This window comes from Massilia sp. MS-15, from assembly GCF_020176695.1.
In the GTDB taxonomy this organism is placed as follows: domain Bacteria; phylum Pseudomonadota; class Gammaproteobacteria; order Burkholderiales; family Burkholderiaceae_D; genus Telluria; species Telluria hydrophila.
The window spans coordinates 63,285-74,454 of record NZ_JAIWIA010000003.1; the positions used below are offsets into that span (position 1 = coordinate 63,285).

Genomic DNA, 11,170 nt, shown 5'->3' on the forward strand with positions numbered 1-11,170 from the left:
TCAACGTTATGATGAATACCACGCACCAAACAAGGAATTGAATATGATCACTCCTGCCCTCTCCGGCAGCCTGTTCGTCGTCGCCGCCCCGAGCGGCGCCGGCAAGTCGACCCTGGTCAACGCCCTGCTGAAACTGGAACCGGGCATCAAGCTGTCGATCTCGACCACCACGCGCCCGCCGCGCCCGGGCGAGCAGGATGGCCGCGAATACCATTTCACGACGGCGGAAGACTTCGTCGCGCGCGCCGAGCGCGGCGAGTTCCTGGAATGGGCGGAAGTCCACGGCAATTACTACGGCACCAGCCGCCTGAGCGTGGAACAGGAAATGCGGACCGGCACCGACATCCTGCTGGAAATCGACTGGCAGGGCGCGCGCCAGGTGCGCAAGCAGTTCCCTGACGCGGCCGGCATTTTCATCCTGCCGCCCTCGATCGAAGCCCTGGAGGAGCGCCTGCACAAGCGCGGCACCGACGAGCCCCACATCATCACCCGCCGCCTGCTGGCCGCCGGGGGGGAGATCGCTCACGCTCCGGAGTTCGAATATGCTATCATCAACGAAGAGTTCAACGTCGCCCTCGCGGAACTGCAGGCGATTGTCAAAGCGACACGTTGCCGATTCGCCCAGCAGGCGGCGCGCAACGCCGACTTGTTTGCCCAGCTGGGAATCCACGCGCATCAACCTACGTAATCACAGCGCGGCGCCGCGTATGGCTGCCGCTTATTGTCCATTCAGGAGTGACCATGGCCCGTATCACCATCGAAGATTGCCTCAAGAACATCCCGAACCGCTTCCAGCTGACCCTGGCCGCCACCTACCGCGCACGCCAGCTGCTGCAGGGCCATACCCCGAAGGTCGAGGCGAAGGACAAGCCGACCGTGGTCGCCCTGCGTGAAATCGCCGCCGGCAAGGTTGGCCTGGAGATGCTGAAGAAAGTCCCGATGTAAGTTCCCCAGGGGCTCGGGTGACGGCCGCCGATTCTGGTATGCTGATCTTCATGCTGGCTGATCGATATAACGTATGAAATTGTCTTCCCCGGATTCGACCCATCCAGTCCCCCCTCCCGCCCGCGGCAAGCGCCCGGGCAAGCCGCCGGCGGCCGAAGCGCCGGCGCCCGCCCCGGGCGTCGCTTCGGTCACGCAGCTGATCAACAAGCTGTCCGACTACCTCACCCCCGCCGAGCTCAAGAAGGTCAAGGAAGCCTACCGCTTCTCCGACGAGATGCACCTGGGCCAGGTCCGCAAGTCGGGCGAGCCCTACATCTCCCATCCGATCGCCGTCGCCGAGATCTGCGCCGAGTGGAAGCTCGACGCGCAGGCCATCATGGCCGCCCTGCTGCACGACGTGATCGAAGACCAGGACGTCAAGAAGGACGAGCTGATCGAGCGCTTCGGCGCCCAGGTCGCCAACATGGTGGACGGCCTGTCGAAGCTGGAAAAGATCGAGTTCCAGAGCCAGATCGAGGCCCAGGCCGAGAACTTCCGCAAGATGCTGCTGGCCATGGCGTCCGACGTGCGGGTGATCCTGATCAAGCTGGCCGACCGCCTGCACAACATGCGCACCATGGGCGCGATGATCCCGGCCAAGCGCCGCCGCATCTCGCGCGAGACCATGGAAGTCTATGTGCCGATCGCGCACCGCCTCGGCCTGAACGACATCTACCGCGAACTGCAGGACCTGTCCTTCTCGCACCTGTACCCGCTGCGCTACTACACGCTGGCCAAGGCCATCAAGGCGGCGCGCGGCAACCGGCGCGAAGTGGTCAAGAAGATCCTCGAGGCGGTCAAGAACCAGCTGGCCAGCGCTGGCATCCAGGCCGAGGTATATGGCCGCGAGAAAACCCTGTACGGCATCTATAAAAAGATGCGCAACAAGCACCTGTCGTTCTCGCAGGTGCTGGACGTGTACGGCTTCCGGGTGGTGGTCGACACGGTGCCGAACTGCTATGTGGCGCTGGGCACCCTGCACGCCCTGTACAAGCCGATGCCCGGCAAGTTCAAGGACTACATCGCGATCCGCAAGATCAACGGCTACCAGTCGCTGCACACGACCCTGATCGGTCCCTACGGCACCCCGGTCGAATTCCAGATCCGCACCCAGGACATGCACCGTACCGCCGAGAGCGGCGTGGCGGCGCACTGGCTGTACAAGACCGGCGATTCGAACATGTCGGACCTGCAGCAGCGCACCCACGCCTGGCTGCAGTCGCTGCTCGACATCCAGCAGCAGACCGGCGACTCGGCCGAATTCCTGGAACACGTGAAGGTCGACCTGTTTCCCGATTCGGTCTACGTGTTCACGCCCAAGTCGAAGATCATCGCCCTGCCGCGCGGTGCCACGGCGCTCGACTTCGCCTACTCGATCCATACCGGCATCGGCGACCACACGGTCTCGGTCAAGATCAACAACGAACCGGCCTCGCTGCGCAACGAACTGCACAACGGCGACATCGTCGAGATCGTCACCGACCCGGAATCGCGCCCGAGCCCGACGTGGCTGTCTTTTGTCCGCACCGGCAAGGCGCGCTCGGCGATCCGCCATTACCTGCGCACGGTAAACGTGAACGAATCGGTGGAGCTGGGCCAGGAACTGCTGGCCGGCGCCCTGGCCGCGCGCAACGTCTCGCCCGAGCTGCCCGCCAGCACGGTGGAAAGGCTGCTGGCCGAGTCCTCGGCCAAGTCGATGGAAGAACTGTACGCCGACATCGGCATCGGCAAGCGCATGCCGCAGCTGGTGGCGCGCCACATCTTCGGCCTGATGGATGCCGACCCGGAACACAAGCCGGCCAGCGCCCCGCTGCCGGGCGGCGACATCGACCCGGTCACGATCTATGGCAGCGAAGGCGTGGCGGTGCAGCTCGCGCCCTGCTGCCTGCCAATCCCCGGCGACCAGGTCACCGGCCAGCTGCGGCGCGACCAGGGCCTGGTGGTGCATACCCGCGACTGCCTGCCAGCGGCGCGTATCCGCGCCAAGGAACCGGACCGCTGGATCGCGGTCCAGTGGGGCGAGGAACTGAACCGCCGCTTCGACTGCCGCATCCGCCTCCTGATCAATAACGAAAAGGGCATCCTGGCCCGAGTCGCGGCCGAGATCGGCGAGTCCGACGCCAACATCACCTATGTCGGCATGGACGAGGACGACGAACACCTGATGACCCAGCTGCGCTTCACCATCCAGATCAAGGACCGGGTCCACCTGGCGCAGCTGATCCGCAACCTGCGCCGCGTGGCCGGCGTCAACCGGGTCGAGCGCGAACGCTCCTGAACGGCTTGCTGCCGGGCCCAGGTATTGATACCCTGTCAGCCTTTCGAACTTGTAATTAAGCAAGCTTTCGGCTGAAAGGGGATCACATGAAGCGGGTTACTGGCATCGGCGGCATCTTCTTCCACGCGCACGACCCGGCGGCGCTGCGCGCCTGGTATGCGCGCCACCTCGGCGTCGACGTGCTCGAATGGGGCGGCGCCGTCTTCCCCTGGTCCGACGAGGCCCGCCAGTCGGACGGCGGCATGACCGTCTGGTCGATCGGCCAGGCCGGCAACGAGCATTTTGCGCCCGGCAAGGCATCCTTCATGATCAACTACCGCGTCGCCGACCTGGCCGCCCTGCTGCAGGCGCTGCGCGAGGAAGGCTGCCAGGTGCTGGACAAGAGAGAGGATTCCGAGTTCGGCAAGTTCGGCTGGGTCATCGACCCGGAGGGCAACAAGGTCGAGCTCTGGGAGCCGCCGCCCGGTCCTTGAGCGGGCCGCTCTTGGAAGTAATTTTCTTACCACATCAGCCAAGCCGCGCATTGCTGCGGCTATTAATATATGTCAACATTACTGTCGGACACAGCGGCTGTCCACAGAATGGGAAAACATGAAAAAGCAACAGTTCGTCTATGTCTCGGAGCACGACATACGCGTGGGTGGACCGCTTCCGTGGGCACTGTACCTGCGCTCAGGCGAACTGCTTGCACCGGCCGGCTATGTGATCGCGGACGCGACCTCGCGCGACCGCATCCTGCTGGCCAAGCCGATGCGCGCCTCGCAGGCTGGCGACAAGCCGAGCCAGCTGGTGACCGCCAGCGAGGACGTCGACGACCTGCCGGGGCGTACCGTGGATCCGCTGCAGGCCCTGAATCACAATGCCGAAAGCATGATCATCACCTTCCAGTTCCCCGGTGATTTCGATCCGCGCTCGCTCCACGTCGATTTCTATGGCCGCATCCCGCTGCAGTCGATCATCGTCTCGGCGCCGGCGGTACGCGCCGCGAACGGCCAGAGCTGGCAGCATTTCGAGGGCTTGCCGATGACGGCGCAAGTCGTGTTCGGGCGCACCGTGTGCGCCTTCAAGACCTCGCTGCTGCGCTTCGCCGGACTGCCGAGCGGCCACCTGTTCCTGCGCTACCCGACCGAAGCGGCCAGCAAGCCTTTCCGCCAGGCCCTGCGGGTGGAGGTCAAGCTGCCCACCTCGATCACCCTGGCCGACGGCACCGTGCCGGGCATGATCACCAACCTGTCGAGCGGCGGCTGCGCCATCTCGACCGGCTTCATCCTGGGCGACGTCGGCACCGTGATCAAGCTGGCCTTCCGCTTCAAGGTGGGCGGCAAGCCGCACCTGGTGCAGGTGAACGGCACCATCCGCAGCATCAAGGGCAAGCTGTCGCAGCAGATGCAGTACGGGGTGGCCTTCGAATCCGGGATCGACGAGGCGGCCGAGCTGGCGCTCAAGTCCTTCGTGTACGAGCACCTGGCCGAACGCTAGCCGGCGCCCTCGGCCAGTGAGGCGCGCTGGCGCGTTTCCTGCTCCCGCAGTTCCGGGCTCATCGCCGCGCCGAAATCGTCCATCTCGAAGATCTGGCGGATCTCGATTTCGGCTTCGCCGCCCGCCATCGGCATCGGCACCCGCTTGACCCAGGCGACCGCCTCTTCCATCGAGGGCAGCTGCCAGATCCAGAAGCCGGCCAGGACCCCTCCAAGCGGGGTGAACGGGCCATCGGTCACCCGCACCTGCCCGTCCTTGCCAAACTGCACGCGCGCGCCGCGCGCGGACGGATGCAGTCCTTCGCCGGCCAGCATCACACCGGCCTTGATGAGTTCATCGTTGAAGTTGCCCATTTCGGTGAGCAGCTTCTCGTCCGGCAGTTCGCCCGCCTCGCTGTGCTGGTCCGCTTTCAGCAGAATCATGAATCGCATTGCATCCTCCGTCTGGTGGCTTGTCCATGATGCACCGGCCGGGAGCGCGCGTCCAGCGTCTATGATGCCGATGTCGCTCCCTGCGGCGGCGCCAGCGCCAGGATCGCATCGAAGGCCGCACAGGCGCCGGCGCAGCATTCGGCGATCTCCTCGGGTGTCGTCACCCGGGCGCGCAAGGCTTGCAGGAAGGCGCGCCAGCGCAGGCCCGGCCCCTGCGCTTCGCCGCGCAGGTAGCGCAGCGGATGCGGCGCCAGCGGCCCGCACAGGCGGGCGTAGAGCACCGCGCCGCCCAGCTGCGATCCTTCGATGACATAGGCGGCGCCCCAGCGGTAGGCGGCGCTGGCCTGACGCGGCCTGGCCGGCGCCGGCGCCCGGCCGCCGGCGTGCACGGCGTCCATCCCCGGCTCGTCGAGGTCGGCGGCGATCAGGGCCAGCCGGTCTTGCGGCGGCAGCGTGGGCTCGGCCTGCGGGCCGTCGGTGAAACCGCCCAGCCAGCGTTCGAGCGGCGCCAGCCAGTCGCGCAGCATGCGCAGGTGGGCCGCGTAATCGGCCAGGGTGGGGTGGTCTGCGGACAGCGGCAGCCCACTGTCCAGGCGCGCATGGCGTGCGCCGGTGGCGGCGCGCAGCGCGGCCAGGACGTCGGTGCCGTGCAAGGGCTCGAGGGGACGGTTCATGAAGACAGGGATGTGGGAGACGAATCAGCCATCTTACCAGTGCCGGGCCGTGTCTTCAGTCCGCTAGCGGCGCAGGGTAGTCGACGGCGAGGATTTCGAGCTCATCGGTGCCAAGCGGGGTCTGCAGGGTCACCATGTCGCCTTCCCTGCCCTTGGTCAGGGCGCGCGCCACCGGCGAGACCCAGCTGATCCTGCCCTTGAGCGGGTCGAGCTCGTCGACGCCGACGATGGTCACGGTATGCTCCTCGCCCGCCTTGTTCAGGTAGGTGACGGTGGCGCCGAAGAACACCTGGTCGTTCCCGTGGTGGACGCTGGGATCGACCACGAAGGCCGAATCCAGGCGCTTGGTGAGGAAGCGGATACGGCGGTCGATCTCGCGCAGGCGGCGCTTGCCGTAGATGTAGTCGCCGTTCTCCGAGCGGTCACCGTTCGAGGCGGCCCAGTGCACCACCTTCACCACTTCCGGGCGCTCGACGTCGATCAGCTGCAGCAGCTCATCCTTGATGGCCTGGTAGCCGGCGGGCGTGATGTAGTTCTTGGCCCCGGGCGGAATCGCCTGGGCCAGCGCCAGCGCGTCGGGGTCGTCGTCCTCGTTGTCGGACTCTTTTACGAATGCCTTGTTCATGGGCTTATTGTAACGGCAAGGAGCGCCCGGCAGCCCACGCTTACCGTATCATGGCGGCATGAGACGAGCGAAACCGCAGACGGCTACCCGGGGGCCTGCCCGCTCCCCGCTGCTCGCGCCGCTGGTGCAGCTGGCGGCGCTGGTGCTGCTGGTGGAGGCCTGGACCTGGGAACTGGGCAGCCGGGCCGCCGCCCGCCTGGCTACCCTGCCGCCGCTGCGCTGGCTGGAAGCGCGCATCCGCGCCTTGCCGGCCTGGGCCGCCCTGGGCGCCTTCGTGCTGCCCGGCCTGCTTTTGCTGCCGGTCAAGCTGCTGGCCCTGCTCGCCATCGCCCACGGGCACGCGCTGGCGGGCGTGCTTGGCTTCATTGCGGCCAAGCTGGGCGGCGCGGCAGTGGTGGCGCGCATCTATGTGCTGACCCTGCCCGCCCTGCTCACCCTGGCCTGGTTCGCGCGCTGGCATGCCGTCTTCCTGCGCCTGCGCGACCGTCTGCTGGCCGCCCTGCGCGCCAGCCACTTCTGGCGCCAGGCGCGCAGCGCCCTGGCCGGCATGCGGCGCGGCCTGCGCCGTGCCCTGCGCCAGACCGCGCGCCAGCCCAGCCACCTGCTGCGCGTACTGCGCCGCCTGCGCGCACGCATCGGCGCCCGCACTGCCGCCCGCCGGGACAACACCGAATCCGAGCTTCCATGACCCCACCTCCCCTTCCCGCCCTGGCCGCCGAAATGCAGGGCGCCGCTTCCGAAATCTTCCTGCTCGACGCCACCACCCTGGCCGTGGTCGACGCCAACCAGGCTGCGCGCCTGAACCTCGGCATGGAGGCAAGCCGCCTGGCCGCGACGGATTTCCACGCGCTCGCACCAAGCCTGGACCGCAGCGCGCTGAGCCAGCTGCTGGCCGGACTGGGCGAGGAAGTGGGCGCCCAGGCCAGCCTGCGCACCCATCTGGTGCGGGCGGACGGGAGTTGCTATCCGGTCAAGCTGTGCATCCTGCGCATCGTGCGCGACAACCGCGCCCTGCTGCTGGCGATCGCCGACGACCTGACCCTGGAGCAGGCCGCGGCGCGCGCGCTGGCCCAGTCGCAGGCGCGCTTCGACGCCATCGTGCGCAATACCCCGGGCCTGGTCTACCAGTTCGTGCTGCATGCGGACGGCCGCACCGACTTTCCCTGGCTGAGCGAGGGCTGCTCGGCCCTGCTCGGCTTATCAAGGCTGGAACTGCAGCACGACGCCAGCCTGTTCGAGCGCCTGATCCTGCCTGAAGACCGCAAGGGCTACCAGGAATCGATGGCGGCCTCGCGCGCCGCCATGACCGCCTGGAACTGGGAAGGCCGGATCTGGATCGATGCCTGGCAGGACGTCAAGTGGATCAACCTGCGCGCCAGCCCGCACCCGCTGGACGGCGGCGCGGTGCAGTGGGACGGCATCATGACCAACATCAGCGCCAGCAAGGAGGAACAGCAGGAAGTGCTGCGCTCGCGCGCGCGCCTGGCCGAACTCACCGATCACATCGAGCAGCTCAAGGAACAGGAGCGGACCCGCATCGCGCGCGAGATCCACGACGACCTGGGCGGCAATCTGACCGCCATCAAGATGGCGCTGGCGATGCTGGCCGCGCGCCTGCCGGACGGGGAGCCGGCCCTGCTGGAAAAGGCGAACTACCTGGACGGCCTGGTCGACCGCACCATCGAGGCCGTGCACCGCATCTCGCTCGACCTGCGCCCCACCATGCTCGACCTCGGCATCGTGGCCGCGCTCGAGTGGCAGGCGCGCGAATTCGAGAAGCAGATGGGCATCGCCTGCCTGTTCCGCTGCCCGGATCCGGACATCGTGCTCGACGACGACCATGCGACGGCGCTGTTCCGTATCTTTCAGGAAGCACTGACCAACATCGCCAAGCATGCGGACGCGACCCGGGTAACGGTGACCCTGCGGCGCCAGCGCGCCCACCTGACGCTGACCATCAGCGACAATGGACGCGGTATCGCCCCGGGCGACCGCCTCAAGCCGCACTCCTTCGGCCTGCGCGGCATGAGCGAGCGCGCCAAGGCGCTGGGCGGTACGCTGGCCTTGTCGTCCGCGCCCGGAGGTGGCACGATGCTTACAATTAAGACCAGGCTGGCATCACCGGCCCCATCCAGCAAGAACGCAGGCAAGCATGAGTGAAAAAGCAAGCATTCGGGTATTCATTGCCGACGACCACGCGATCGTCCGCGAAGGCCTGAAACAGATTCTGGCCGAGCAGGGCGACATCGTCGTCGCGGGCGAGGCCGAAAACGGGCTTGACGCGATCAAGCTGGTCGGCAAGGCGCGTGCGCACGTGATGCTGCTCGATATCTCCCTGCCCGACCGCAATGGCATCGAAGTGCTCAAGCAGGTCAAGAAGGAACGTCCGGAGCTGGTGGTGCTGATGTTGTCGATGCACCGCGAAGACCAGTATGCGATCCGCTCGCTGAAGGCCGGGGCGGCCGGCTACATGACCAAGCAGAGCGCCCCGCGCGAACTGGTGATCGCGATCCGCCAGGTGGCGCAGGGCCAGAAATACGTGAGCGCGGCGCTGGCCCAGACCCTGGCGGCCCAGATCGGCGCCGACCACGAGGCGCCTCCGCACGAGGCCCTGTCCGACCGCGAATACCAGACGCTCACCATGATCGCCTCCGGCATGACGGTCAGCGACATCGCGCGCGAACTGTCGCTGTCGGTCAAGACCGTGAGCGAATACCGGGCCCGCCTGCTGGCCAAGATGAAGCTCAGGAACAGCGCCGAGCTGACCCACTACGCGATCCGCAACCAGCTGGTTGGCTGATTGCCTATTCAACCACGCATGCACTGTCTGGACGCGTGGGCAAGGAACTTGCCCACCCTACAAAAGTGGTCGATGTCGCGTTTTCAGATTGTTTTGTTGTTTTTTAATTGATGGTTGGCAAAGAAGTTGCTTATCATTAAGCTACACAGCATTCCTCGCGTCATTCAGCCATGTCCATCCCGTCTCCCACTGCCGCCGCCCAGAATCCCGCCGACATCGCCCGTGAAGCCTTCCGCCGCCTGGCGACGCGCCGCATCGCGCCGACGCCGGATGCCTACCGGGCCATCTACGACGAGATCGCCGGCGTGCCGCCCGCCCCGCCGGTCCCTGCCGCGGGGCAGGCGGCGGTCGAGGTGCTGGACGGTTTTGCGCGCAAGCTGGCCGACACGCCCGGTGAAGTGGCCGAGTACGGCCGCCGCCTGCTGCGCGCGGTCAAGGCCGGCGACTGGACTGGCTATGCCCATGGCCTGACCCAGGTCGCCGACCGCCACCTGCGCCGCAACACTCCGCTGATGGCGCTCGGCGACGAGGATCCCGAGGCGCGCCAGCTGCGCGAGATGCTGAACCGGGCACTGGCTTTCGCCCTGGCCACCCTGCTGGCCGGCAGCCCGGCCCTGGTGCAGGAAGCCGAGGCGCTGGGCGGCGCCGTCAAGCTGGCCCATGGCGAGGAGCTGGGCGAGCTGTCCGGCCGCCTGAAGCAGCTGTGCTACCAGATCGAACTGCGCAGCGGCGACAGCGCGGAACAGCAGGAACTGCTGCTGCGCCTGTTCCGCCTGCTGCTCGACAACGTCAGCGAGCTGCTCGACGACGACAGCTGGATGCGCGGCCAGATCGCCGCCGTGCAGGAGCTGATCGCCGGGCCACTCGACGTGCGCAGCCTGGAAGACGCCACCCGCAGCCTGAAGGACGTGGTGCTCAAGCAGGGCCGGCTGCGCAACAGCATTGCCGACGTGCGCGCCACGGTGAAGAACATGATGATGACCTTCATCGACCGCCTCGGATCGGTGGCGGCGGCTACCGGCGACCGCCACGCGCGCCTGGCGGATTATTCGAACCGGATCGGCCGCGCCGCCGATATCGGCGAACTCAACGAAGTCATGGAAGAAGTGCTGCGCGAGATGCGCGCCGCCCAGGACGAAGCGCTGGCCTCGCGCGACCGCATGGTGGCGGCGCACCGCGAGGCACAGGAAGCCGAGGAGCGCATCCGCGCGCTGGAAGCCGAACTGCAGCACATGAGCGAACTGGTGCGCGAAGACCAGCTTACCGGCAGCCTCAACCGTCGCGGCCTGGACGACGTGTTCGAGCGCGAAAGCGCGCGCGCCGACCGCCGCGGCACCCCGCTGTGCGCGGCCATCCTCGACCTGGACAATTTCAAGAAGCTGAACGACACCTATGGCCACCTGGCCGGGGACGGGGCGCTGAAGCACCTGGTGAAGGTGGTGCGCGAGACGCTGCGCTCGATGGACGTGATCGCGCGCTTCGGCGGCGAGGAATTCGTGATCCTGATGCCGGAGACCCCGGTGGAGGCGGCGGCGGCGGCGATGGTGCGGGTGCAGCGCGAGCTGACCCGCCACTTCTTCCTGCACGAGAACGAGAAGATGCTGATCACCTTCTCCTGCGGGGTGGCGCTGCGCCTGCCGAACGAGGAGCAGGCGAGCCTGGTGGCGCGCGCGGACCGCGCCATGTACCAGGCCAAGCACAGCGGCAAGAACCGGGTGGTCATTGCCGACTGAGGCGCCGCGGGCGCGCGGCGGGCGGCGCCGGCCGGCCCTCGACTGGCGTGCTAGGGTCTGTCTGACTGAGCGAAGGCGAAGAATGAGAAAATTAGATCGGGAGGGCTATGAAGATGAGCCGAACTGATCTAACCGAGAAGCAATGGCGGCGGTTGGAATCCCATCT

Annotated in this window: 12 protein-coding genes; 9 read left to right on the top strand and 3 right to left on the bottom strand. The window is 66.9% G+C overall.

Features of this window, described 5'->3' with window-relative positions:
* The first annotated feature begins 43 nt into the window (after positions 1 to 43).
* The 5 genes from gmk (at position 44) to LCI23_RS02335 (ending at position 4,741) form a co-directional block, all read left to right on the top strand.
* Entirely contained in the window at positions 44 to 688 is a 645-nt protein-coding gene (gmk, locus tag LCI23_RS02315; protein ID WP_224943391.1) for a guanylate kinase, read from the top strand.
* Between the two features lie 53 nt (positions 689 to 741).
* A complete protein-coding gene (gene rpoZ / locus LCI23_RS02320) occupies positions 742 to 945 on the top strand; it encodes a DNA-directed RNA polymerase subunit omega (protein WP_056443456.1) in 204 nt (67 codons plus the stop codon).
* Positions 946 to 1,018: 73 nt separating this feature from the next.
* A complete protein-coding gene (locus tag LCI23_RS02325; protein WP_224943394.1) occupies positions 1,019 to 3,262 on the top strand; it encodes a bifunctional (p)ppGpp synthetase/guanosine-3',5'-bis(diphosphate) 3'-pyrophosphohydrolase in 2,244 nt (747 codons plus the stop codon).
* Between the two features lie 86 nt (positions 3,263 to 3,348).
* The gene (locus tag LCI23_RS02330) at positions 3,349 to 3,735 is read left to right on the top strand and encodes a VOC family protein (RefSeq protein ID WP_224943395.1); all 387 of its coding nucleotides are present in this window, start codon (positions 3,349 to 3,351) and stop codon (positions 3,733 to 3,735) included.
* Positions 3,736 to 3,853: 118 nt separating this feature from the next.
* On the top strand, positions 3,854 to 4,741 hold the full coding sequence (locus LCI23_RS02335; protein WP_224943396.1) for a PilZ domain-containing protein: 888 nt from the start codon (positions 3,854 to 3,856) through the stop codon (positions 4,739 to 4,741).
* Here LCI23_RS02335 and LCI23_RS02340 read toward each other — a convergent pair.
* From LCI23_RS02340 to greB, 3 genes are read right to left on the bottom strand one after another with little or no spacing between them, the layout of a single operon-like run.
* Positions 4,738 to 5,172, bottom strand: coding sequence for a YciI family protein (locus tag LCI23_RS02340; RefSeq protein WP_224943397.1), 435 nt, complete (start codon positions 5,170 to 5,172; stop codon positions 4,738 to 4,740). The two genes, LCI23_RS02335 and LCI23_RS02340, sit on opposite strands and share 4 nt — an antisense overlap.
* Positions 5,173 to 5,231: 59 nt before the next feature.
* On the bottom strand, positions 5,232 to 5,846 hold the full coding sequence (locus LCI23_RS02345) for a biliverdin-producing heme oxygenase (RefSeq protein ID WP_224943398.1): 615 nt from the start codon (positions 5,844 to 5,846) through the stop codon (positions 5,232 to 5,234).
* 55 nt (positions 5,847 to 5,901) lie between these two features.
* A complete protein-coding gene (gene greB / locus LCI23_RS02350; RefSeq protein WP_224943407.1) occupies positions 5,902 to 6,471 on the bottom strand; it encodes a transcription elongation factor GreB in 570 nt (189 codons plus the stop codon).
* Between the two features lie 58 nt (positions 6,472 to 6,529).
* Here greB and LCI23_RS02355 point away from each other — a divergent pair, with 58 nt between their 5' ends.
* The 4 genes from LCI23_RS02355 to LCI23_RS02370 all read left to right on the top strand — a co-directional run bounded on the left by LCI23_RS02355 (position 6,530) and on the right by LCI23_RS02370 (position 11,004).
* The gene (locus tag LCI23_RS02355) at positions 6,530 to 7,159 is read left to right on the top strand and encodes a hypothetical protein (RefSeq protein ID WP_224943410.1); all 630 of its coding nucleotides are present in this window, start codon (positions 6,530 to 6,532) and stop codon (positions 7,157 to 7,159) included.
* Positions 7,156 to 8,631 (top strand): ATP-binding protein, encoded by a 1,476-nt coding sequence (locus tag LCI23_RS02360; RefSeq protein ID WP_224943414.1) that lies wholly within the window; start codon positions 7,156 to 7,158, stop codon positions 8,629 to 8,631. The genes LCI23_RS02355 and LCI23_RS02360 overlap by 4 nt, the downstream gene beginning before the upstream one ends.
* A complete protein-coding gene (locus LCI23_RS02365) occupies positions 8,624 to 9,271 on the top strand; it encodes a response regulator transcription factor (protein WP_224943430.1) in 648 nt (215 codons plus the stop codon). Before LCI23_RS02360 ends, LCI23_RS02365 begins: the two co-directional genes overlap by 8 nt.
* 170 nt (positions 9,272 to 9,441) lie before the next feature.
* Complete coding sequence (locus tag LCI23_RS02370) at positions 9,442 to 11,004, top strand: GGDEF domain-containing protein (RefSeq protein WP_224943433.1); 1,563 nt, start codon at positions 9,442 to 9,444, stop codon at positions 11,002 to 11,004.
* Positions 11,005 to 11,170: the final 166 nt, after the last annotated feature.

Excerpts from the sequence above, each read along its gene's own strand:
- gmk (WP_224943391.1), top strand. The coding sequence starts at position 44 with ATGATCACTCCTGCCCTCTCCGGCAGCCTGTTCGTCGTCGCCGCCCCG.
- rpoZ (WP_056443456.1), top strand. The coding sequence starts at position 742 with ATGGCCCGTATCACCATCGAAGATTGCCTCAAGAACATCCCGAACCGC.
- LCI23_RS02325 (WP_224943394.1), top strand. The coding sequence starts at position 1,019 with ATGAAATTGTCTTCCCCGGATTCGACCCATCCAGTCCCCCCTCCCGCC.
- LCI23_RS02330 (WP_224943395.1), top strand. The coding sequence starts at position 3,349 with ATGAAGCGGGTTACTGGCATCGGCGGCATCTTCTTCCACGCGCACGAC.
- LCI23_RS02335 (WP_224943396.1), top strand. The coding sequence starts at position 3,854 with ATGAAAAAGCAACAGTTCGTCTATGTCTCGGAGCACGACATACGCGTG.
- LCI23_RS02340 (WP_224943397.1), bottom strand. The coding sequence starts at position 5,172 with ATGCGATTCATGATTCTGCTGAAAGCGGACCAGCACAGCGAGGCGGGC.
- LCI23_RS02345 (WP_224943398.1), bottom strand. The coding sequence starts at position 5,846 with ATGAACCGTCCCCTCGAGCCCTTGCACGGCACCGACGTCCTGGCCGCG.
- greB (WP_224943407.1), bottom strand. The coding sequence starts at position 6,471 with ATGAACAAGGCATTCGTAAAAGAGTCCGACAACGAGGACGACGACCCC.
- LCI23_RS02355 (WP_224943410.1), top strand. The coding sequence starts at position 6,530 with ATGAGACGAGCGAAACCGCAGACGGCTACCCGGGGGCCTGCCCGCTCC.
- LCI23_RS02360 (WP_224943414.1), top strand. The coding sequence starts at position 7,156 with ATGACCCCACCTCCCCTTCCCGCCCTGGCCGCCGAAATGCAGGGCGCC.
- LCI23_RS02365 (WP_224943430.1), top strand. The coding sequence starts at position 8,624 with ATGAGTGAAAAAGCAAGCATTCGGGTATTCATTGCCGACGACCACGCG.
- LCI23_RS02370 (WP_224943433.1), top strand. The coding sequence starts at position 9,442 with ATGTCCATCCCGTCTCCCACTGCCGCCGCCCAGAATCCCGCCGACATC.